Annotated in this window: 22 protein-coding genes, 1 other RNA gene and 1 pseudogene; 1 reads left to right on the top strand and 23 read right to left on the bottom strand. The window is 41.0% G+C overall.

All coding sequences use genetic code 11. The features are described from left to right. Nucleotides 1-2 precede the first annotated feature (2 nt). From RCZ04_RS03155 to RCZ04_RS03050, 22 genes and pseudogenes are all read right to left on the bottom strand, one after another. A complete protein-coding gene (locus tag RCZ04_RS03155; protein ID WP_460484508.1) occupies nt 3-686 on the bottom strand; it encodes a hypothetical protein in 684 nt (227 codons plus the stop codon). Beyond that, nucleotides 683-1,384 carry a hypothetical protein gene (locus tag RCZ04_RS03150; RefSeq protein WP_460484507.1) on the bottom strand — a complete coding sequence of 234 codons (702 nt, stop codon included), beginning with the start codon at nt 1,382-1,384 and terminating at the stop codon, nt 683-685. The genes RCZ04_RS03155 and RCZ04_RS03150 overlap by 4 nt, the downstream gene beginning before the upstream one ends. After that, on the bottom strand, nt 1,384-2,049 hold the full coding sequence (locus RCZ04_RS03145; RefSeq protein ID WP_009419759.1) for a hypothetical protein: 666 nt from the start codon (nt 2,047-2,049) through the stop codon (nt 1,384-1,386). The genes RCZ04_RS03150 and RCZ04_RS03145 overlap by 1 nt, the downstream gene beginning before the upstream one ends. Continuing rightward, nucleotides 2,030-5,062, bottom strand: a complete 3,033-nt coding sequence (locus RCZ04_RS03140; RefSeq protein WP_460484506.1) for a TraG family conjugative transposon ATPase — start codon at nt 5,060-5,062, stop codon at nt 2,030-2,032. The genes RCZ04_RS03145 and RCZ04_RS03140 overlap by 20 nt, the downstream gene beginning before the upstream one ends. 18 nt (nt 5,063-5,080) lie before the next feature. Further along, nucleotides 5,081-5,521 carry a DUF3127 domain-containing protein gene (locus tag RCZ04_RS03135; RefSeq protein ID WP_460484505.1) on the bottom strand — a complete coding sequence of 147 codons (441 nt, stop codon included), beginning with the start codon at nt 5,519-5,521 and terminating at the stop codon, nt 5,081-5,083. 2 nt (nt 5,522-5,523) lie between these two features. Beyond that, nucleotides 5,524-5,832, bottom strand: coding sequence for a DUF4133 domain-containing protein (locus tag RCZ04_RS03130; protein ID WP_009419756.1), 309 nt, complete (start codon nt 5,830-5,832; stop codon nt 5,524-5,526). 14 nt (nt 5,833-5,846) lie between these two features. Further along, entirely contained in the window at nt 5,847-6,167 is a 321-nt protein-coding gene (locus RCZ04_RS03125) for a DUF4134 family protein (protein WP_460484504.1), read from the bottom strand. A 33-nt stretch (nt 6,168-6,200) separates the two neighbouring features. Continuing rightward, nucleotides 6,201-6,737, bottom strand: coding sequence for a hypothetical protein (locus RCZ04_RS03120; RefSeq protein WP_460484503.1), 537 nt, complete (start codon nt 6,735-6,737; stop codon nt 6,201-6,203). A gap of 14 nt (nt 6,738-6,751) precedes the next feature. Further along, nucleotides 6,752-7,036: a hypothetical protein gene (locus RCZ04_RS03115; RefSeq protein WP_460484502.1), complete on the bottom strand. Its 285-nt coding sequence runs from the start codon at nt 7,034-7,036 to the stop codon at nt 6,752-6,754. Further along, the gene (locus tag RCZ04_RS03110; protein WP_460484501.1) at nt 7,023-7,664 is read right to left on the bottom strand and encodes a ParA family protein; all 642 of its coding nucleotides are present in this window, start codon (nt 7,662-7,664) and stop codon (nt 7,023-7,025) included. The genes RCZ04_RS03115 and RCZ04_RS03110 overlap by 14 nt, the downstream gene beginning before the upstream one ends. A gap of 1 nt (nt 7,665) precedes the next feature. Then, nucleotides 7,666-9,165 (bottom strand): relaxase/mobilization nuclease domain-containing protein, encoded by a 1,500-nt coding sequence (locus RCZ04_RS03105; RefSeq protein ID WP_460484500.1) that lies wholly within the window; start codon nt 9,163-9,165, stop codon nt 7,666-7,668. Continuing rightward, a complete protein-coding gene (locus tag RCZ04_RS03100; RefSeq protein WP_460484499.1) occupies nt 9,146-9,526 on the bottom strand; it encodes a hypothetical protein in 381 nt (126 codons plus the stop codon). The genes RCZ04_RS03105 and RCZ04_RS03100 overlap by 20 nt, the downstream gene beginning before the upstream one ends. 1,149 nt (nt 9,527-10,675) lie before the next feature. After that, nucleotides 10,676-11,078, bottom strand: a transfer-messenger RNA (tmRNA) gene (ssrA, locus tag RCZ04_RS03095). A gap of 739 nt (nt 11,079-11,817) precedes the next feature. Further along, complete coding sequence (locus RCZ04_RS03090; RefSeq protein ID WP_460484498.1) at nt 11,818-12,945, bottom strand: DUF1624 domain-containing protein; 1,128 nt, start codon at nt 12,943-12,945, stop codon at nt 11,818-11,820. A 106-nt stretch (nt 12,946-13,051) separates the two neighbouring features. Next, nucleotides 13,052-13,900, bottom strand: a complete 849-nt coding sequence (locus RCZ04_RS03085; protein WP_460484497.1) for an aldo/keto reductase — start codon at nt 13,898-13,900, stop codon at nt 13,052-13,054. A gap of 123 nt (nt 13,901-14,023) precedes the next feature. Next, nucleotides 14,024-14,572, bottom strand: a complete 549-nt coding sequence (locus RCZ04_RS03080) for a nuclear transport factor 2 family protein (protein ID WP_460484496.1) — start codon at nt 14,570-14,572, stop codon at nt 14,024-14,026. A 21-nt stretch (nt 14,573-14,593) separates the two neighbouring features. After that, nucleotides 14,594-14,743: pseudogene (locus RCZ04_RS03075) on the bottom strand (acyltransferase); the annotation flags it as partial. A gap of 386 nt (nt 14,744-15,129) precedes the next feature. After that, the gene (locus tag RCZ04_RS03070; RefSeq protein WP_460484495.1) at nt 15,130-15,972 is read right to left on the bottom strand and encodes an SDR family oxidoreductase; all 843 of its coding nucleotides are present in this window, start codon (nt 15,970-15,972) and stop codon (nt 15,130-15,132) included. A 38-nt stretch (nt 15,973-16,010) separates the two neighbouring features. Next, nucleotides 16,011-16,667 (bottom strand): Rossmann-fold NAD(P)-binding domain-containing protein, encoded by a 657-nt coding sequence (locus RCZ04_RS03065; RefSeq protein ID WP_460484494.1) that lies wholly within the window; start codon nt 16,665-16,667, stop codon nt 16,011-16,013. A 43-nt stretch (nt 16,668-16,710) separates the two neighbouring features. Then, nucleotides 16,711-17,220: a nuclear transport factor 2 family protein gene (locus RCZ04_RS03060; RefSeq protein ID WP_460484493.1), complete on the bottom strand. Its 510-nt coding sequence runs from the start codon at nt 17,218-17,220 to the stop codon at nt 16,711-16,713. Nucleotides 17,221-17,241: 21 nt separating this feature from the next. Further along, entirely contained in the window at nt 17,242-18,216 is a 975-nt protein-coding gene (locus tag RCZ04_RS03055; RefSeq protein ID WP_460484492.1) for an aldo/keto reductase, read from the bottom strand. Nucleotides 18,217-18,336: 120 nt separating this feature from the next. Then, a complete protein-coding gene (locus RCZ04_RS03050; protein WP_460484491.1) occupies nt 18,337-19,515 on the bottom strand; it encodes an aldo/keto reductase in 1,179 nt (392 codons plus the stop codon). Between the two features lie 124 nt (nt 19,516-19,639). On the opposite strand from RCZ04_RS03050, the gene RCZ04_RS03045 reads away from it, so the two are divergent. Then, entirely contained in the window at nt 19,640-20,464 is an 825-nt protein-coding gene (locus RCZ04_RS03045; RefSeq protein ID WP_460484490.1) for a helix-turn-helix domain-containing protein, read from the top strand. A 23-nt stretch (nt 20,465-20,487) separates the two neighbouring features. Here RCZ04_RS03045 and RCZ04_RS03040 read toward each other — a convergent pair whose 3' ends face one another. Continuing rightward, the gene (locus RCZ04_RS03040; RefSeq protein WP_460484489.1) at nt 20,488-21,321 is read right to left on the bottom strand and encodes a carboxymuconolactone decarboxylase family protein; all 834 of its coding nucleotides are present in this window, start codon (nt 21,319-21,321) and stop codon (nt 20,488-20,490) included. Between the last annotated feature and the right edge of the window lie 51 nt (nt 21,322-21,372).

The raw sequence follows: 21,372 nt of genomic DNA, 5'->3' as shown, positions 1-21,372 counted from the left end.
CATTAATAATGTTTATAACGTCTGTACTTTTGCATAATCTCTTCAACAAGTTGTTTGTCGTGTTCTACAAAGTTGTTGAATATGGGTATAGAATAGATATAAGCGCGACTCTTGTTAAACTCAATCATATTGATAACGTTTAAAATAGAAACATTGAGCAAACGGACTTTCATATATACACGGTCGAGAAGTGCATCTCTATCGGCTGAGTCCATCAGTAGCTTTCTATCTTTTTTTTGTATAAGTGTATATATTTCGTCACTCAGTGCTGTTGCTTTATTAATAACTTCATCAGTTTCTTTCTTTACCCAAAAAGCATACTGAGGATTTTCTATAGCTATTTGCCTCATTTTTTGTACGTTTTCGAATACATTGCCAAGGTAGATACCTATATATTTGAGCTGCTTGCTCTGTTTGAATAAAGAATTGATATTGTACAGATTTTGGTAAATTTTCTCGTGGATAGCTACTACTTGTACTATTTTTTTATTAGACTCTTCATAGAAATCTTTTTGTTTTTTAAAGATACTATTAAAGTTCGCTAAACTCGCTTCCCTTGTTACGTGATTGGCACTGATATGCGCCAATAAAGAACTATTGATCACCGTCTCATAGTAGCTTTGGGCTTGCAGTGTAGTTACTGCAGAAAAGAAAAGCAATACAGATAGTTGGATAAGTTGTTTCATATGCCAAGGCTTTTAACATTTTTTAAAATATCTTGTGCTAACTCCTTATCTCGGTCTATATAGTACTGAAATAAGCTTCTTCTGCGCTGTATGGCATAGCTCGTTTCACGAATAACACTAAGGGTGGCGTAAGAATCATTATACAGTCTATTGACTTCACTGAGAGCATAGTCAAGTAATATTTGGCGTTCAGCCCGTTCCATTTGGTTGATAGCCCCGTAAGAGAGTACTATACCTGCTAAAAATCGGGTAACCATTTGCAAATCGTCTATAAAATTGATTTGTTTGGGCAGGATAATAGGGAAAGCTTCTCTAAAAACATCAGGTGCATTGCGCATTTCTCTGTAAATTTTCTGTTGCACTTGTTTTATTTCTTTGGCTCTCTCACTTATTACATAGCCCGTAGGAATTGCTTGTAGGGTAAAATCTACTATCCGCAAGCGGTCTTGTATCTTGCGACCCGTTTCCTTATACTTCTCCCATTGACTTCTATTAAGTGCTTCAGTAGTAGTATTGAGCGTTTGTTTGTTGTTCAGCGTTTTTTGTCGCTTGTTTTCATCAACTGAACGCTCTACCTCGTTGTTAATCATTACGGGGGATAACGATTCTTTTTCCAAAGGAGCTCTACTTCTCCCTCCTGAAGAGCTGAGCCAAAAACCTAGAGTACATACTCCGATGAGATAAATAACCTTTTTCATTAGAAAGTGTGTTTGAATTTTCGCATTATGTTTTCTACTATATCCTTATCGGTATTGATATATTGGTCGAAAGGACTGATAGCCCTCCAAAAGCCAATACGCTGAGCATTTTCTATTCCTATTTGAATGGTTAAAAGCCATAGTTTAAAGGAACGTATTTTGCTCTCTATAGAATCTAATAACCTATAACGGTCGCCAGCGGTCATTAGGTTTTTACCCTTACTATCAATCACGCTGTTAATCTCTGCCGTGAGCTTGAGTATTTCCTCGTAAGCCTTTTCACTTGCTTTTACCCCAAAGACAGCGTACTGAGGATGTTTCTTAGCAAGGGTGAGTACATTAGAAGAATACTCTTGGCATTGCTTGAGTTGCTCCCATATATTTTTGAGTTGCATTCCGTTGGTAATGGTAGTAGAGACTTCTGTAAGTCCTTTATATACTTTTTCTTGTACCTGATTAACCAATGCCATTTGACCACTTATAAAGGTTTGCGCTTTTTGCAATTTGGTTTGCTCATCGGCAATTTTGTTCTGACCATTTTTAAGCGAAATAGCATAACCTGCCATTGAGCCTGTAACAGCTGGATCAAAATAAATGGTTTGTGCCTCTCCTATCGCAGGCAACAGCATTGTGGTAAGTAATAATTTAAATAGCTTGTTTTTCATATTGTTGTGTGTTTATAAGTTCAGATAAAGGTAACTCTCTGTCTTTTACATATTGGTCGAATTTCTTTAAGGTATCTTTAGGGTGCTCCTTCTTGAACTCCTTAAAGAAAGCTACTACTTTTTCATCTAAAGGCTTTTTATAGAGGTTTACCAAGGCAAATATGGCATCTGTCTTTTCTTTGTACTTTTTTACATCGGCTACAAAAGCGTCTAAGGCTTTGTCGTAATTGCCTAATGCTTTTACATAGTACAGAATAGCTGATTTTTCAGGCTTTTCAGTAGTATAGGTAAGGTATTGTTCCATAGATACTTCGTTACCATATACCTCTCCTTTAGCCCCTCGCTTTAGATAAAATTCTTTAAAACGCCCTCTACCTGTTTTGTTGTTTAGGTTATTAATCGTAAAGATTTTGTTTTGCTCTACTTTGTTAAGCGACAATAAAGCTGCTATACGGTCGAAATTGTCCTTAAACTTGGTTTGGTCAAGTAGTATGAACGTATCAGAATTATTGATGATTGAGTCCTTCACTACCGTATTACCGATGATATCGTCTAACTCTTGGGTAACTACTACCGCTTCACCCCAAAACTTGCGCACTGTTTTGTACAGATAGAGTATATAACCTCCCATTAGTTTAGAGGCAATGGCTTTCCACGCTTCCTCAATAATGAGGGCTTTACGCCTATCACTGCGCAAACGCATTTTTTGAATGAACGTATCCATAATAATGAGCGTTACTATGGGAAACAGCTTTGGATTGTCTTTCACATTATCTATCTCAAAGACAATGAAAGGCTCGTAAAACAAAGAACTATCGGCATTCTCATTGAGTGTGGTACCATAGCGTCCACCTCTGTAAAAATCTTTGAGTACAAAGAGAAAAGTACGCAGGTTAAACTCTTGTTCCGTAATGCGGTGATGTTTGTTGTTCATATACACGGGTAGGAACTTTTCACAAAAATCATAGAAGGTATTAAACGACAACTCTTGTACTTTAAATTCTTCTGCTACTTTTTTAACTCGTTTTACAATTGCTTGCCTTTGTCTATCAGTCTCTAAATCTTCATCATCTAAGGGGATTATTTCTCGTTTTACAGCAATGAGTGCGGCACTTTCATTATAGACTTTACGCCTTTTTTCATCAGAAAGGGTTTCGTAAGCTTCGTATATCTTATAGAACATATCTGCCATATTGGCGTTATACTCGTCCTTGCGTTTGTCGGGGTGGTATTCCTTTAAAAGTTTGCGACCTCTGTCCTTTATCTCTTCAGTACTCGCATCTAAAGGCAGTCCCAGTATATCATAGAAAGTCTCTTCCTCGTTACTGTCTAAATCTTCTTCATAGATGTTGAACTTATTGAGGTAGAGCAATAATTCCTCATTTGTTTTGGCTTTATACCACTGGGTGTCGCCCTCAAAATGTTGGTGATAATAGGCAAGGAGGGCATTATCTATAATGGATTTCTGAGCGGGGGACATTGTTGCATCAGCTCCTTGCCATATTAAGAAAATGAGATTGGTGAGAAATTCAGTTTTTTCAATGTTAAACTCTTCTTTACCTACCGCAAACGGATTCATTGTAATAGGCTTTTCTTCTGTATATTGTACGTAACGCCTTCCTTTATAGGAACAAGTACCTGAATAAGAATCACCCGTGTCTACGATTACTACATCGTAGTTATAAGTGAGGTATTGCTCTACAATATTGTTCATCAAGAACGATTTACCACTTCCCGAAGGTCCTAAAACAAACTTGTTGCGATTGTTGATTCGTCCTGTTTGGTAAGGTAAATCTGAAGTGTCTACCTTTAATGGTACTCCTTGTCTATCAGCAAAACGCAAGTAAAAATTAGATTTTTCACTTATTGGGTAGCTCTCTTTAAAAAAAAAACACAAGCCCGCTTCGCTCGTCGTGGTAAACAAATCGTAGTCCTGCAACTCTACCGCATTGCCTATAATAGCTGACCGAAATAACTCCATTTGGTTGTAAGCATTCTTAGAGATGATAATTCCCTTGGTAAAGAGTTTGCTCTCAATAGTAGATTGTGTTTTCTCCATTTTCTCCAAGGTATCACAAGCAAAAACTAACGAAAAGTGAGCGTCTACTATAAGCTGCCCATTGACAGCTATATCGTGCAAAAGCTCTTGAATTTCTTGGGCTACTATGGCATTGGAAGGGGCATTTTTAGCTACCCCATCGTGTTTTTTCATTTTCTTTTCTAACTCTCGTTGACGTGATACTTGGGGTGGAATAGCAATTACTTGGTTATAGACAATTGTTTGATATGCTTCTAACTCGTTGAGAAAAGAAAAATTATCTACTGCCAAATCGGCTACTGTACTGCTACCACCTAAGCGTGAATAGGTTTCTATTTCACTAGGTAACTCTATGTTTTCTACATCTACAAAAGAGATTGTTTTAACAAAGGAATTACCTATGCGCAGATACTCATTAGTAGATTTGATATTGTCAAACACGGGTACTTCAGCAAACTGCATTGTAAGCGTTCCTCCTATGTAATACTCAAAGTCTTTTTCAAAAAGCCATTCGGGGTCACATTCGCTTTGCTCTAACAGCATATAGACCTTTTCGCACTTGTCTCGTAGCTCCTTGTAAGCCCTTTCTGAAAATTTATATTTGCTTTTCTTCTTATCCAATAAATCGGTGAAAAGTAGTAAAGTATCTATGGTCTTATAAATGCGTCCATCGAAATGGTCAGAGTATTTCTGTTGCAAATAGGTATTTTCTTTTTCAGATACATATCGCTTTTTGGCAAAAATATCTACTTTCTGCACGATGTGTCCTTCTCCTACAATAGCAATTACTTGATTGAGAATAGTGTGAAACTGCTCGTAACGTTCAGGGTCGGCAGAGTATTGTTCTACTATATTTTTAATACGAATGCCTATCACAGGATTGCCATACTGCCCAATGAGCACATCGTACTTCCAACCGTGTTCACTGCCATAGTCGTACCCTATAAAAGGAAATTCAAAAGCCTTTGTCTTCATTTTGATATTCTTTTCTTGTTAAAAAGGAACGTTATCATCTGATTGATTTTCAGGTGCTTGTCCAAAAGCATTAAAAAACTCTCCCTGCTGTGCTTGTTGATTCATTGGAGATGGTGTTGTCTGTGCTTGCGTTTGTGCAGGAACGAATTGTCCTTGACTTGGGTTATAAGACACTTGTTGCATTTGTATAAGGTCTATTTTCCAACCTTCTACTGTGTTGAAATACTTTACCTCTCCTTGAGGAGATACCCATTCACGCCCTCTAAGGTTATAATGTACTTTTACTAACTGTCCTTTTTGTAAATTGTCTAATAATGTGCAACGCCCTTGTGTGAACTGAATAATAATATCATTAGGATATTGCTCCTCTGTGGTGATGACTAAGTCTCTTTTTTGGAAGCCATTGTTACCTACTGTCTCCAAGGAAAAAATTTCTTTAATACGTCCTTGTATTTCCATAGTTATAATGATTTAATTTGTTGTTTCTTTTGTGATGATTTTCTAAATCTTTTAGGAAAGATGTGTATTTCATCATTGTTTCTCATCTTGTTATATAGACCTTTCGTCTTCTGATTGTGAAAGGTGTACCATACCCCTCCAATGCCTATCCCTGCTCCTATAAGAGCTCCAAAAAAGCCAATGAAAGAAGGTAAAGAAGCCAAACAGATAAGTCCTCCTAAGGCTGAGCCTAAAGCGTAATAAATGTACTTATCTTTGAGTCCGAAAAAGACAAGGGGTTTTTTAAGCCCCTTGTACAGATAGAAGCCCATAGGTTGATGCTTTTTTAGTTGAGACCAAAGAATGCTCCTACGAAAATAGGTACTAAGATGAGGAACAAACAAGCACCTCCCCATCCGAGGATTTCCTTGTTGATGTCTTGGTCGCCATTCGTCCATTTGTTGTAGATACGCAAACCTCCAATGAGACCTACAATACCTCCAATCATCATAATGAGCGTTTTCAAAGGCCCCCAATAGGTTTTGATACTATTGGCAGCATCGGTAATAGCGCCCGCACCTTGTGCAAACATAGGAGTCGCTACAACTCCTAAAAGTAACAAGAGTAGTAGTTGCTTTCTTGTTACGGATTTTCGAATGTTTAACATAAATAGAATATTAAAATTAGAGTTTATAGTTTTTTACTTAGGTTGAACTGAGGCTTTGTATACCTTAATGCCATCCTCACCCTCTCCACTAACCACTACTTGTACGCTGGTCTCTGCCATATTCATAATGTCTTTAAAGCGCGCTTTATTGTCCTTTAAAAACTCTTGCTTTTTTTCAGCAGTGAGTTCTGTGTTTTCGCCTCCAGTGTTATCTGAGCTGGTGTCAGTGTTGCTGTTGTTGCTCTCTTCAGAGTCAAGTTGTTCTTCCTCTTGGTGTTTTCTCATCATCGCATTTAACACTTCATCAGGAACTGTTGCACTCTCATCATCAGTAGAAGGAAATAAATCTTTCTCATCTATTTCAGTGCTACTGCTGGTTGCTAATTCTTCCACATCACTAAAATCTATATTAGTGACTTTAGTTTCCTGTTCTATACCCGATAGAGAAAACTCTTGTTTGTCTTCCTCCTCTACAGCTTGTTTTTCTTTTTTGAAATACAAATCGTATAAGATATTTCCTGCGTAATAAAGGAGGTAGACAATTATTACTATTTGAAAAAATGTTGTCATCTGTGTTTTTTTAATTAATGGGTTAAGTAATTGCTTTTATAGGCTATCAGTTGCGCTATCATAGCCCGAAATTCTCGTTTGCTAAGCGCATAACGCAGACCTATATCAATGATTTCATTGAGGTCTACTTCAAAAGTGCCAAACTTCACCAATTCGATGTGCAAATCATTACTCATACTAATGGTTCTATCACGCCTGCTTCCCTCATTTTCTATCCAATCTCTGAGGAAGTCCTCTGTGTTTATTTCGTTGTATTTCCGCTCCAATTGTATGCTAAAGGGTAATTTAGATGGTTTCATTTATGTAGTGGATTAGTTCTTCAAACGTTTGTTTAACAGCATTCTTTTGTTCGTAAGAAAGGCGACGGGTATTGATACTCTGCAAGTCGTTGCGCTTGTAGATAGGTGTAGATAGTAGTTTCCCATACTTACCAAATTCCTCATCCATTGCCTGTTGATTGCGATAGAAATACCCCTTGTCGTATTTGGAACGCACGAACACACGGCTGGCTTGGCTTTCTATCATACCCAATAGGTTGATGAATACCATTGTAGATTTTACTGACACATCGGAGTACTCAAAAGGAATGATGATAAAGTCGCTGTATATGAGCAAATCAATATAACGCTCGTCCAATGTTCCTGCTAAGTCAAAGAGGTATACTGTCTCTTCTTCTTTTTTCATATCCATTAAGGTCTGAAAATCTAAAAGACTCTCTTGGTTCTCATCGCCTATTACCTCTACTTCATAGAGGGGTGGGATAGAAAGTACTTTATCCTCTTCCCATTTTTGATAGAAAGATTTCTGAAAGTCGAAGTCAAAGGCTTTTACTTTTTTATTCTTTACTAAGGTGAGGTAGTTTGCAAAAGCAACTGCTAAGGTAGTCTTGCCTACACCTCCTTTTTGGGTAGCAAATGTTATGACCATTTTATTTTCGTTTTTTACGTTTTTTCTTTAGTTCGTCTTCTGTGGTGTCACGAGGAGCATAGGTGCTTTTTCCTAAAGCTTTAAAGATGTCTGTTACATCGTTTAAAACCTCTGAGATTTTACCGCTTGGGCTGTGTTTGAGGTCAGTTTGGCTTCTAATCTCAGAGGTATTGTGTATGGATTTCCCTATTAAAAATGCTTGGTACTCCTCTTTTCCTAAAAGGAATGACAATTTATGTATTTGGTGATAACGCTCGTGTATAGCGTAAAACTCACCCTTGTCGTCTTGCTCCAAAATGACAAAATCATCGTCCTGTGCATTATGAATATGTCGCTTTACATCTTCTTTGAGCTGCTGAAAATCAGGATTGCTCTCTTTACCCTTAAAACGCTTGTTCTCAAAGAGCATAAAATCTTTGACAACAATACCTTCCTTACTCAAGTACTGCATAAGGATTTGCTTTTCCTTATCACTTCTCAAGTTGTAGTCCTTTAGGCGTTCAAACTCTTTTTTATCAATACTATCTTCAGTAAATTCAAAGATGTCTTTCATCTTAGCTATCTCACTGCCTTTGTACACCTGTTGGTTTTTATTGTCAATGAGGGTATAACCAAAGGGCTGTTTATCATCCTTAAAGTGAAAAACAATGTCTATCCCAAAGATTTGGCGCAACTTTTCTTGTAACTCGCTGGCGTATTCTATCTGAGGTGGGATAGGCTCTTGTAGAAGTATGTTTTTCTCGTACAGTCCCTGCTGAGCTCTATCATCTATCACCTTAAAGACTTTGTTGCTGTACAAGTCCTTGTACTTATCTATAAAGGCTTTGATTTGCTTGATACGTTTGTCGCCTTTCTGTTTCTCTTGGTAATTGAGCTTATCAATAGAGAGTGTCTTCTGAACCACTCCATTGTGCAATATATCCACTTGATTAGGATTATCTTCGCTTTGTACTGTTTTAAAACCATTGCGCGCAAGTAGCATTTCTAACTGCTGAAGGTTGCTAAACCTATACTGCAAGAGCTTGTCTATAGCTTCTTGGTAATTTGTTCCCAGTACTTTTTCCATTGCCTTTGCTAAGGCTTGTTGCGATTTGAGTCGCTCAAAGCTGTCGTTTATCTTCTTGCCAGTGTTTTTATCTACACGAGTAGAAACTATATGCACGTGGTTATTTTCAGTGTCTTTGTGAAAGACTACAAGGTAAGGTTGCTCCCCATAGCCCATCTCTTGCATAAAATTATCGGCTATATCAGTGAGCTGCTCTTTGCTGTGTTCTTGGTACTTGGTTGAAATCACCGCGTGGAACTGTGGCTTTTGGGTGCGCTCTCCTTGTGAGATAGCTTTAAAGTAATCTCTGACTTCCTCCTGCGAACTGTGCTCATTGATAAACGAAGGAAAGTTTTTCATCAGCATTAACTCGCCTTTCTCATTGTGCACCTTCTTGTCGTTGTATTTCACTCCGTGAAAGTCCTTACTGGCCGAACTAAGAATTTTTACTATCATTGGCAATGAGTTTATATATCTGCCTAAAGATTTGGTTTTGTTCAGCCTTGAGTTTCACTATCTCGTCCAAACGCTGGGTAAAGGCAATGAACTCTGCACGGTGTACTTCTTTCTTGGCATTGGCTACATAAGCAAACTGATTGATGTTGTTTTCAATCTTAGCAAAGATGTTATCTTGCTTTTCAATGAACTTTAAAAGCGCGCGTCGTTCTTGTGCATTCATATTACCTTCTACCGCTGATGTTATCAAATCGGTGAGGGTAGTTTTTCTTTCTGCGCTTAATCTTTTCCACCGCTCTTTCTGACTCTCACTAATTCTGAGAATAAGGTATTTTGATTTGTTAAGTGGTGTCTTTTTCAACGTTTTTAGGTTTAAATTTGAGGCAAAGTAAGGGAGGATTTTTAAGGTGCACAATAGGTGAAGAGGGGGTGTAGACTATAATAGACTATAAACAGCACAAATGGACGTAACTTTTTAAAAAATAGACTATTTTATACATAAATAGACGCAAATAGACGGTATTGGTGTTTATTGGACTCTATTGGTACGTATTAGAACGTAAAATATTGGATTTTTGAAGAATTTTTGATATATGATTTCTATTTCCGCTGCAGAAAGAAAAACAAGTTCCGCAGTTTTTCTCCCCTTTTAGCTTCCTTTGTAAAAGTGCAGACGATAGGCAAATTTTTCAAAGAAGCTAAAAGGCAAGATGAGTCTTTGTATACCGTTTTTTCAAAACTGTGTATATACAAAGACACATCTTGCCCCTAAAACCGCGACCGAATACAAAACCGAAAAATATAACTGATTAATAATGAATTACAGATTTAGAAGATTTTAGTTGCAGAAAAAGAAGAGAGGTGTGTATGCTATATATTTTTATTTACATATATACATTATATAGGTATATTTGTTTATTTTTTTTGAAGAAATAATATATTTGACTGTAAATCAATTATTTATAAAATATAAGTAGGTTTTATTTTATCCTACCTTAGTCAGTAAGCAGGTATTATTTTAACCTACCTTGTTGGAAAGTAGGTTTTATTTTATCCTATCTTAGACGGTGGGTAGGTATTATTTTAACCTACCTTGTTGGAAAATAGGTCTTATTTTATCCTATCTTAGACGGTGGGTAGGTGTTATTTTAAGCTACCTTGTTGGAAAATAGGTCTTATTTTATCCTACCTTAGTCAGTAGGTAGGTATTATTTTAACCTATCTTGTTGAAAAGTAGGTCTTATTTTATCCTACCTTAGTCAGTAAGTAGGTATTATTTTAACCTACCTTGTTGGAAAGTAGGTTTTATTTTATCCTATCTTAGACGGTGGGTAGGTATTATTTTTAATCTGCCTTGTTGGAAAGTAGATTTTATTTTGTCCTACCTAAGTCAGTAGGTAGGTGTTATTTTAATCTACCTTCAGTCTCTTAATGAAACAAGGACTAAAAAATAAGGATAGTCCCTATTTCAGTCCCTGTTATAAGTTAAAACATTGATAATTAATGTAATTTGTGGAGTCGGAGAGAATCGAACTCTCGTCCAAATAAGTCATCAAAAAGCTTTCTACATACTTAGTCCTCGTTTGGTTTTCGTCACAAAACTGACCGAGCACCGCCCATTTTGCGCTTAGCTCCCTAAAATTAAGAACCGTTAGCAGGAGCATACCGCAGGTTCGATGTTGACTTTTATGGTGCCTCTATACGAAACGCCGTCAACAAGGGCTTTTCAGAGACATCTCGCTTCCCTACCTTGTAGAGACTTAGCCAGCAATCTTACTAAACTTCAGATTAGGCAGCAAGAGCGTAGTTATTCTCGCCATTTAAATTTTTGAAATAGAGATTATCGAGCATTCATTTCACAGCTCGGTATGCTTACTGTTCAATGCCACTTACTGTCAAAACCGGTCGACCCCAAGTGTTTATTTCTTTAATTCGGTGCAAAGATACAAAAAATATTCATATCCACAATCATTACAATTCTTTTTATCCACTATAGTGTTCATCGATGATAACGTCTATAGTCTGCTACCCAGCTAGCAAGTGCTTACCAATTCCATTCCACTACCTGTCGCAATCCTCCTGCTCTGTTTTAAAGATGTAAGACACAAGGCAATCTCGTGGAACTATATAAACTCCGAAATCCACAGCTACAAGCCATACAGGCAATTAAAACTTTAAATACCTTGTTAATTAGTAAAAAACGAAGAGGTTATCTGAAAAATCACTTTTGCGTTGATACAGTTTCATCTCTGGTAATAATATTTTTCCAAACAGCCAATTAATTTATTTGCAAGACAAGTAAACAAAATTATGACGTATAACTTGTACCATAAAAACTATCACTTTTTCTGTTAAAATCCCTATTTTACTGCTTTTTGTTCAATAATTTAAAAAGCACTTCTCTCCTACTGACGTTCAGCTTACTAACACCTTTCCTTCGTCTTAGGTTCGTCTTAGGTTCGTCTTAGCTTCGCCTTAGGTTCGTCTTTCCTTCGCTCAACCTTCGGTGAAAGTAAAAGATAAGAAGAGAAAATATATTCTGAATATCAATGTTTTGTATTTTTAAGAAAGATAAAAGATATAAAAATGTTATTTTGAAGAAAAAGTATATGTTTAACAAAATTTGGCGAATAAAATAATGTATTTGTTAATTTACAAATATCGAAGGATAGAAAATCTCTTACTGCTTTTAAGCCTGCGATACCACTTACACAAAGGAAGCGAGAGAAGTATCACAAGTAGTACTAACCCATACATCTGCATCATTGTAATGCCAAAGGTAGGAGGTACACCCCCGAGATAGGTAGTAAAATCAAGCGTTTCGCCTTGATAAAGTATATAAAGTACTACTCCACAGTGGAGCAAATATAAGTGCAATATATAAAAGAACATAGGCGTCTGTCCCAAAATAATCAATAGGTTTTTAAGCGAAAACTGTTTACCATCGGTCAAGGCGAGCACAATGAGACTCAAACCTACAAATAATAGCGCAAAAGGTAGAGATATAGGATATTTGGTAACATTGAACACTTGCATTAGTAGCGGTACTGAACTGTTATAATCCAGTATACTCGCATCGCCGTAGCCTATAAAACGTAGGGCAATACCGGTGGAAAACATAACCACACCTAAGGTAAACAGTTTTATCTTGCGTTTTGGGGTAGGCTGGCTATACCAAGCTCCTATCACATAGCCCAGTGCCATAATAGCTATAATGGGCAATACAGGATAGGTGGTGCGTACATAATGCCCGAAACCTACAAGTAGCATATTTTTCTGCAACAGAAAACTCCAAAGATAGTGCATAAAGTCGTTGTTCCATTGCAAGGCATTCACCAAAGGGTGCAAGATAAGTATCGCAATACTGATAAGGGCTATGCATTTCCGACTTAAAAACACCAGCGCACTAAGGGCAATCATCGCTACGCCTATTGCCCAAATCACCTGCAAATAAGTAACTTTGTATAACGGATTAAAACTCCAACCCCAGTTCACAAGGGTTACTTCCAAGAGCATTAAGATAGCCCCACGTGTAAGCAAGTATTTAGCTAAGTCTTTTTTACTAAGCCTGTTGTCTACGATAGCCACCGCAATACCCGCCAGTAGCACAAAGGTAGGGGCACACCAATGCGCTAATATCCTCAACACAAAAACGTCATTGGGGGTATCAGGCAACAGCATAGGGTCAGCAGGGTGATAATGAGTATAGTCGCGGGCGTGATCAATGCACATTAAAAGCATCACTACACCGCGCAACAAGTCGATATTGGTAAGACGCATAGTAAACAAATTAAGGCGACAAAGATACTAAATAATAGGCAATTAGCAAATAAAAAATCCCTTACTCGACTGAGCAAGAGATTTTTTAATGAAATAATTATTATTACTATGATGGAATTACATAACCTAAAAGCATTTCAACTAGTGCAGGGTCGTAATGTGAGAAGAAAAGACTTTCTTTAGTGTCCAAGGCTTCAATCTTCGCCATATCAGCTTGGTTCAAACTAAAGTCGAACACGTTGAGGTTTTGCTCCATACGCTCTTTGCGCACCGATTTGGGGATGCAGATAATGTCCTTTTGCAACAAGTAGCGCAAAGCTACTTGGGCAGTGCTCTTGCCATATTGGTCGCCTACAGCTTTAAGCACAGGATTGTTAAAGAAATCGTTACGCCCTTCGGCAAAAGGTCCCCACGACATTAGTTTGGTATCGTGTTTTTTCATCACCTCTTGTAGGGCTTGTTGCTGGTGGAACACGTGGGTTTCTACTTGGTTCACCGCAGGTTTGATTTCGGCAAAGTGAGCCAAATCTACATACCTATCAGCATAGAAGTTGCTCACCCCAATAGCGCGCAGTTTGCCCGCTTTGTAGGCTTCTTCCATAGCGCGGTAAGTACCGTAATAGTCGCCAAAAGGTTGGTGGATAAGGAGCAAGTCGATGTAATCGGTTTGCAGGCGGCGCAAAGAGGCTTCGATAGAGGCTTTAGCCTTTTCATAGCCTGCATTGCTAATCCACACTTTGGTAACGATGAAGAACTCTTTGCGGTCGATCCCGCTTTTCTTCACGGCATTGCCTACGCCTTCTTCATTGCCGTAGGCTTGGGCAGTATCTATCATTCGGTAGCCTACTGCAATAGCATCGCTCACGCAACGCTCACATTCTTCGGGCGTTACTTGGTATACGCCATAACCTAATTGGGGCATTTCCACCCCGTTGTTCAATACGATGTTTTTCATTATAATTCTTATTTTTAAATTTGATGGTGCAAAAATAGGGTACTTTTGGCAAACAACCATTACACAAAAGTCGGTTTATTTTGCACTTTTTTCGGTATAAACTATATGGCTAATGCAAAAGCATTAATTAGCGTTTACTTCACGAATATCGTTGTACATAAAGTTGGATACGCGTTTTTTGATGAGCCATTTGCCGTTTTGCTTTACGTAGGTATCGGTGTAGCGTACGCCTGAAAAACGACCTATCTGCTTGCCATTGTCCTCACGGATGAGCACTACTTGGCAATAGCTAATGCCTTGAGCAGTATCGCCGTTAATCTCTACAGTTTGCTGTCCGTTGATGTGATAGACGGTATGGAAGAGGGCAAGATAGTTGGCAAAGGCATCGCCAATGGCTTTTTTGCCTTTGAACTCCGATACTACTTTATCACCACTCATTGAGGTTACCTCGGCATCGTCGGTAAAGAGCTCCATTTGCTCGGTTACTTTCTTCTCGTCCGATAGGTTAGAGAAGGTATCGACTACATTTTTAAGGGCTACGCGGTCTGAGAGTTCTTGCAATTCTTTGTTCATAGTTTCTGTTTGTATATTGTTATTATTTTCTTGTGGTTGTGGGGCTTGGCAAGCAACAAATGCCAAAGCCATTGCGGGGATAATGTTTCTGATTTTCATTTGTATTTTAAGTTAAACGCTTTTGATGAATTTGGCGGGGTTGCCACCTACGATGGTATTGGGAGCAACGTCTTTGGTAACTACGGCACCGGCGGCTACTACGGCGTTTTCGCCTATAGTGATACCAGGCAGTATGGTAGCCCCTGCGCCTATCCACGCATTTTTGCAAATGCGTACAGGTTTGCAAATAAGAACTTGGCGGTCGTACAAGTCGTGGTTGTTGGAGATGAGTTGCGCGTTGGTGGCTATCATCACGTTTTCTTCGATAGTGATACCTCCACGCCCCATCATCAGGCAGTTGTTCATAATGAGAGCACCTTCGGCTATGGTGACTTTGTGGAAGCACACGCCTGTGAGTCCGCTCATTACGCGCACATTGTTGGCTATATTTGCGCCAAAGAGTTCGCGCAAGAGGGCATCATATTCTTCAGTGAAAGGCATAGTGTGGTTGAGTTTGAAGAGCACTTGTGCTTGGCGGATGCCTTCAGCGAGTTCTTCGGGGGTCATTTTTCTGGGGTCTACTCTTAGTTCTTGCATAATATTAATTTGTTAATTTGTTACTTATTACGTGAAATCGTGGGGTTTTGTATTTCGCCAAACCAGTAGGCAGCCGTCACACCGCCGTCCATTAGGAAGTCGGAGCCTGTGATAAAGGCACCGCGATGGGTGAGCAGCAGTTCGCCTATTTCACCTACTTCATCGGGGGTAGCAGCGCGTCCCATAGGTGACTGAGAAAGCATACGGCGATACCCCTCACCACGTGGGCCATTGAGTTCGTCGTTAGCCAAAGGTGTAATGACAATACCCGGACTGATAGTGTTGATACGGGCTTTTTTCTCGCCCCAACGTATTGCTTCAGCCATTACACGCAAGCCGTTAGCACGCTTGGAGACTTGGTAAGCGCGGAGCGAATCGGTGATGTTTTTGGTAATGGGCAGGCTCAATAGTTCCTCAGTAGGGGTAAGAGCCAAAGCGCGGTTTTCTTCCTCAGTAAGAGCTTCCAAGCGGTGTCCGGACTGTGAGGAAATCACTACCCCTGCACCTCCTTCGGCGATATAGTTGCCAAAGACTTCGAGCACGAGGGCAGTGCCGTACAAATCGACTCTTAGGATAGTTTCGGGCGAGGCTTGAGAGGGTGATACCCCAGCGGCGTGAATAAGGGTAGTAATGCGCCCCATAGCGTTGGCTTTTTCAGCCAAAGCTTCTACGGAAGCGCGTGAAGATACATCTACGGTGGCGGTACTGTAGTTAAAGCCCGCATTGTAGAGTGTTTGTCCTGCTTTTTCAGCGTTTTCAGGGTGCAAATCGGCAAGGAGAATGTGCTTGCCAGCACCTATTCGGCGAGCAATGGCGATACCTATTGCTCCTGCTCCAATGAGTACGATAATGTCTTTTTTCATAATATCTAAATTCAAGTTGCTAAGGTAACTTTTTTATTTTACAATTTGCTAATCCCAACATTGGCATTTTGGTAGGAGGTGGGGTCGGCAATGATTTTGCTGATAAAGTCGGCAATAGACTTGCGGGATACGGCACCTCCTACTTCGGGTTCGGGTTTTTGGGTGATGTGATAGTCAATTTCATTGGCATTGGTGAACCAATCGGGGCGGATGATGGTGTAGTTCAAGCCTGAAGCCTCGATGTTATCAGCCAGCTTGCGGTAAGCCACTACGGCACTGTGTACGGGTTCTTTATAAATGCCGATAGAGCTGATGGCGATGATGCGCTTCACACCCGTGTCTTTCATTGCGGTGATGATGTTGCGGCTCATTGTATCGAGGTCGCCAGCGAGGTTTACATATACGATGTCTTGCCCTGCAATGGCTTTTTTAAGGTCGTCGACCTTGAGGGCATCGCCTTGAACTTTAGCGTGATTGCTATTGGGCAGGCGACTGATATTGCGCGCAAAGAGGGTAAGTGCTACCTTAGGGTTCTTTTCTACGGTCTTGATTACTTCGGTAGCCAACGAACCTGTGGCACCGATAACGATTACTTTTGTCATTTTAGTTTCTTTTTTAGGGTTGCTTACTTGTGAGTGGGCTGTGCTGGCGACAAATATAAGGGCTAACACAGCGATAAGGTTGCTGATTTTCATAAAGATAATTTGATAATTTGTCAATTTGTTAATTTGCTAATTATTAAAAGGGATTGACTCTAATCCATTGGTTATTGCGTTTTTCAAAATACATAGTGGCGTTGATGCGGAAATTGGGGTAATGTGAGCCGTAGATACGAGCATCGAGCACTGAGGTAAAAGTCATTACCGCCTTGTTGCCATTGACTTGTATTTTGAGGTTTTCGCGTTGCACGCTAAAGTAGCGCATTTGCTCGGTGCGAATATCTTCTAACCATTCGGTTTTGCTTTGCTTTCTGCCCGTAACGTGCACGAGTACGAGGTCATCGGCCATAAGGCTGCCCAAGGTTGCGATGTCTCTATCAACCATTGCTTTGTTATGGCGGTCGAGGGTTGCTCTCAGGGCTTGCTCGTCGGCAGAGGCATTGGGTTGCTCGGCAGGAGGATTGGGGTTGTTAGGTTGTTCCATAGAGGTTTGATTTTGAGGTGATACAGTAGGTTGTTCGTCTTGTTTGCTGCAAGCTGATAGGGTATATAACATAGCTCCTATAAGGATTATTGTACGTGATAACATATCTTTTTGTTTTTAAGGTTTTTAATAAGTAGAAAAACGGCGGTTCTTTTCAAGAGCGTTGATGCGTTGCATTTCGGCATCGGTAAGTGAAAAATCAAAGATATTGAAGTTTTCGGCGATATGGGCTTCGTTTGACGAGCCTGGAATCGCTACATTACCGCTTTGCAAGTGCCAGCGCAACAGTACTTGGTAAGGCGTTTTGTTGTGGGCAGAGGCAATGCTTTTAATAGTCTCGTCTTGTGAGAGGGTAGCTATACCACGTCTGCCTCCTAATGGGTACCACGATTCCATTACGGTACCGTGAGGAGCAATGTGGTTTTTCACGGCATTACCTTGATGATAAGGGTGAGTTTCGTTCTGCAAAACAGCAGGCTTGATAGTAGCGATGCCGAGGATACGGTCATAATCGGTTTCGTAGAAGTTGGAAATACCGATACTGCGCAACTTTCCTGCCTTTACCCCGCGTTCCATAGCCTTATAGGCGTGCTCATCGTTAGGAGCGGTGTGGTGCAATAGCAAAAGGTCTACATAATCCAAACCGAGCTTTTGGAGGCGTTCATCTACTTCGGCATCAGCATCAGCAAATGAGGCTGTCCAGAGTTTAGAGGTTACGAATATTTCTTCGCACTTGATGCCAAAATCTTTCATTGCGCGACGGATACCACGACCTACGCCTTCTTCATTGCCGTAAATATCGGCAGTATCAATCAAACGCATACCTACTTTAAGAGCGTTGTAGACAGAGGCTTCTGCTTGATCATTGCTAAGCATAAACACCCCAATACCGATGATAGGCATTTCGTAGCCACTGTTCAGCTTTACGGTCTTTTTGTTTAAATCAAAAGCGATGTGCTTTTGGTATTCAGTGGCTGCTACACTTGAGGTTTCGTTTTTAGAATCTTTTTTCATTTCTTCTTTTTTACTTTGGCAGTGGACGTTCAAAAAAGCAACGCTCAACAACACCACTGCTAATAGGGTTTTTGATGTTTTTTTCATTGTTCTTAATCTTTAAGTTTGTTCTTCTAATTTCACGGTGCAAAGGTACGGCGGTTTCGCAAGAGGGTTGTTGTCTTTTTTGCGGAAAGATTTGGCACTTTTGCGGTATTTGCCTATTTGCTATTTTTTCAAAGGGGTTTTTCCGTGGGTGCCTTTGGATGGATTGCCGTAATTTACGCCTGTATCGTGAGCTGCTTTGAGGCTTTCAGGGGCGCGGTCGCCTACGATTTGGAGTTGGTCGTATTGCTCGTTGAGCCATTGCATATCGGCAGGGGTGAGCTGTACGTTAATAGCCTGATTGTTCTCGGCTAAGTGGCTGAGCTTGGTAGTACCTGGGATAGGTACGATGAACGGCTGGCGCGCCAAGAGCCACGCTAAGGCTATCTGGGCAGGAGTGGCGTTTTTGCGCTTGGCCATCGTTTCAAGCACGGCTACTACCGGTTGGTTTTTAGCAATTGCTTCGGCAGTAAAGCGAGGGAAGTTCAACGATTTGCGTATATCGCCTTGCTGGAATTGGTAGGCGGGGGTAACCTTACTAGTGAGGTAGCCCATTCCTAGCGGACTCCAAGGCACGAAGCCAATACCGAGTTCGTCGCAGGTAGGGATTACTTCCATTTCGGCATTGCGCACCCAGAAAGAGTATTCGTTTTGCACGGCTGTTACGGGGAACTCGCTATGCGCACGGCGGATAGTAGCTTCGCCTACTTCGGAGAGGCCTAAGTGCAATACTTTACCAGCTTTTACGAGTTCGCCCACAGTGCCTGCTACGTCTTCAATAGGCACATTAGGGTCGATGCGGTGCTGGTAAAGTAGGTCGATATGGTCGGTTTGGAGGCGTTTGAGCATACGGTCGACTACTGCTTTGATGTGTTCGGGGCGGCTGTTGAGTCCGTTTACCGATTTGGTATCAGGGTGAATGTCAAAACCAAACTTAGTGGCTATGACCGCATTGTTGCGCACCGCTTTAAGGGCTTCGCCTACTACTTCTTCGCTGTAGAAAGGTCCGTAGATTTCGGCAGTGTCAAAGAAGCGGATACCCGCCTCGTAAGCCGCGCGAATGAGTTTTACGGCTTCAGGACGCGGAGTAGAGGGGCCATACGCCCAAGCGATATTCATACAGCCAAAGCCGAGTTCGGTAACTTCCAAAGAACCGAGTTTGCGTTTTTTGAACTCAAGAGGTTGGTTCTTTTTAGGTTTATCGGTAGCACTGATGATGCTACTATTGGCAAAAATATTTCCTGCTATAAAAGCCCCTGCGCCTGCCAATGAAGAACGCAAGATAAAATCACGTCTGTTCATAATATGAGTTGTTTTATTATTTCGGTGCAAAGGTACGGCGGTTAGGTGAGGTGGGTATTACCTTTTTTGCGGAAAGATTTGGCACTTTTGCGGTTTATTCAAAATTTATGCGTATCTTTGTGCTATGAAAGCAGTTACAACACCTTTACAGAACGATTTTATCTTTACTGAGAGCCTTACCGAGGCACTCAGCAACCGCTATTTGAGCTACTGCTTGCACATTTTCTGTACGCAAGGCAGGGCGCAATTCAGTATAGACGGCAAAGCGTTTACCCTCACAGCGGGGCAGTGTATTATCAAATCATCGGGGAGGGAGGTGAATGAAGTGGTGTGTTCGGACGATTTGGAAGTGTTTGGGGTGATTATCAGTATGGATTACTTGCGCAACAATGCCCCTAATACGGCTTATGATGTGGGGGGGATACTGCAATTGCAGGACAACCCTATTATGGAGGTGCCCGAAGCCGATATGCCACGCTTAAAGAGAGATGTGGACGAAATACAAGCGCGCCTTGCGATGACTTATCACCTTTTTTACGAAGAAACGTTGCGCAATGCGGTAGGAAATATGGTGTATGACCTTTTTGATGTGCATTCGCGCGTAACGGAAGGGGCTGCCGACAATGGTTCGCAGGCGATGCTGATTTTGCAACGCTTTGTGGCACTACTGAGCACGGGCATTTTCAAAGAGGAGCGGAAGGTGAGTTACTATGCCGACCGCCTTTTTATCACCCCTAAGTATCTGTCGGAGGCTTGTGTGAAAGCCAGTGGGCACAATGCTTCGTACTGGATTGACTACTTCCTGATAGATGCTATCAGCAAGGCACTTACCGACACTGATACCCCTTTGATAGAGCTATCAGAGGAATACAGATTCAGCAGTCTGTCGCATTTCAGCAGGTATGTAAAGAGTCATTTAGGGGTGTCGCCTACGGAGTATAGGAAATGACGAATGACGAGTTACGTTAGGTTCTACCTTAATTTAGCATATTCCTTTGGGTTTACAGGCTCTTGCCATTCGGTTTTTTCTTTGGCAGTGTCCATAACCGAAAGGTGAGCAAACCAACTGTTGGCTGAAGCACCGTGCCAGTGTTTTACCCCTTTGGGCACTACTACCACATCGCCTTTGTGGAGCTCTTGGGCGGGTTTGCCCCACTCTTGATACCAACCAGTGCCTTCGGTAACTAAGAGGATTTGCTCGGTAGTGTGTTTGTGCCAATGGTTGATACAACCAGGTTCAAAAGTAACATTGGATACGTTGATCGTATTGCTCTTATCAGGACTCACCAAGCTATTGAGCCAACTTTTGCCTGTAAAATACTGCTGGTAAGCTTCGTTGGGCACGCCTACCCCGAAGATGTAGCCCGCATTGCTGCCTGTTGGGTCGGCTGCGATTTCATCGGCATAGACTTCTTTAGCGGCGTTGAACGCACCCCACGCCTTAGGCCAGCCGGCATAAAAGGCGATATGGGTAATCATCTCGGCAATCTCGTTCTTAGAGATGCCGTTCTTCTTGCCTTCGGTAAGGTGGGCTTTAAGGGTGAACTCAGGAGCCCCACTGCCTATGAGGGTCGCAATGGTGATGGTACTGCGGTCGCGTGGTGAGAGTTCGCCCTCACGGCTCCACACCTGCCCAAAGAGCACATCGTCGTTGAGTTCCGCAAATTTAGGGGCGAAGGTACCAAGGCGGTCGCGCCCTGCGGTTTGTTTTTTTACTTCTTTTTTCATTGTTGTTTTGTTTTTAGGCTGCGCTACTACCGCAGGAACTGTTAGTAGCAGCGTTAAGGCTATTAGTAATTTCTTCATAGAGGTTTATTTAATCCTCTCCCCGTTCCCCTCTCCCAAGGAGAGGGGCAA

The sequence above is a fragment of the Capnocytophaga sp. HP1101 genome (assembly GCF_054772415.1).
Note: the sequence above shows the minus strand (reverse complement) of the source record. Positions and strands in the feature narration are given on the sequence as shown.

Excerpts from the sequence above, each read along its gene's own strand:
- RCZ04_RS03155 (WP_460484508.1), bottom strand. The coding sequence starts at position 686 with ATGAAACAACTTATCCAACTATCTGTATTGCTTTTCTTTTCTGCAGTA.
- RCZ04_RS03150 (WP_460484507.1), bottom strand. The coding sequence starts at position 1,384 with ATGAAAAAGGTTATTTATCTCATCGGAGTATGTACTCTAGGTTTTTGG.
- RCZ04_RS03145 (WP_009419759.1), bottom strand. The coding sequence starts at position 2,049 with ATGAAAAACAAGCTATTTAAATTATTACTTACCACAATGCTGTTGCCT.
- RCZ04_RS03140 (WP_460484506.1), bottom strand. The coding sequence starts at position 5,062 with ATGAAGACAAAGGCTTTTGAATTTCCTTTTATAGGGTACGACTATGGC.
- RCZ04_RS03135 (WP_460484505.1), bottom strand. The coding sequence starts at position 5,521 with ATGGAAATACAAGGACGTATTAAAGAAATTTTTTCCTTGGAGACAGTA.
- RCZ04_RS03130 (WP_009419756.1), bottom strand. The coding sequence starts at position 5,832 with ATGGGCTTCTATCTGTACAAGGGGCTTAAAAAACCCCTTGTCTTTTTC.
- RCZ04_RS03125 (WP_460484504.1), bottom strand. The coding sequence starts at position 6,167 with ATGTTAAACATTCGAAAATCCGTAACAAGAAAGCAACTACTACTCTTG.
- RCZ04_RS03120 (WP_460484503.1), bottom strand. The coding sequence starts at position 6,737 with ATGACAACATTTTTTCAAATAGTAATAATTGTCTACCTCCTTTATTAC.
- RCZ04_RS03115 (WP_460484502.1), bottom strand. The coding sequence starts at position 7,036 with ATGAAACCATCTAAATTACCCTTTAGCATACAATTGGAGCGGAAATAC.
- RCZ04_RS03110 (WP_460484501.1), bottom strand. The coding sequence starts at position 7,664 with ATGGTCATAACATTTGCTACCCAAAAAGGAGGTGTAGGCAAGACTACC.
- RCZ04_RS03105 (WP_460484500.1), bottom strand. The coding sequence starts at position 9,165 with ATGATAGTAAAAATTCTTAGTTCGGCCAGTAAGGACTTTCACGGAGTG.
- RCZ04_RS03090 (WP_460484498.1), bottom strand. The coding sequence starts at position 12,945 with ATGCGTCTTACCAATATCGACTTGTTGCGCGGTGTAGTGATGCTTTTA.
- RCZ04_RS03085 (WP_460484497.1), bottom strand. The coding sequence starts at position 13,900 with ATGAAAAACATCGTATTGAACAACGGGGTGGAAATGCCCCAATTAGGT.
- RCZ04_RS03080 (WP_460484496.1), bottom strand. The coding sequence starts at position 14,572 with ATGAAAATCAGAAACATTATCCCCGCAATGGCTTTGGCATTTGTTGCT.
- RCZ04_RS03070 (WP_460484495.1), bottom strand. The coding sequence starts at position 15,972 with ATGAAAAAAGACATTATCGTACTCATTGGAGCAGGAGCAATAGGTATC.
- RCZ04_RS03065 (WP_460484494.1), bottom strand. The coding sequence starts at position 16,667 with ATGAAAATCAGCAACCTTATCGCTGTGTTAGCCCTTATATTTGTCGCC.
- RCZ04_RS03060 (WP_460484493.1), bottom strand. The coding sequence starts at position 17,220 with ATGTTATCACGTACAATAATCCTTATAGGAGCTATGTTATATACCCTA.
- RCZ04_RS03055 (WP_460484492.1), bottom strand. The coding sequence starts at position 18,216 with ATGAAAAAAACATCAAAAACCCTATTAGCAGTGGTGTTGTTGAGCGTT.
- RCZ04_RS03050 (WP_460484491.1), bottom strand. The coding sequence starts at position 19,515 with ATGAACAGACGTGATTTTATCTTGCGTTCTTCATTGGCAGGCGCAGGG.
- RCZ04_RS03045 (WP_460484490.1), top strand. The coding sequence starts at position 19,640 with ATGAAAGCAGTTACAACACCTTTACAGAACGATTTTATCTTTACTGAG.
- RCZ04_RS03040 (WP_460484489.1), bottom strand. The coding sequence starts at position 21,321 with ATGAAGAAATTACTAATAGCCTTAACGCTGCTACTAACAGTTCCTGCG.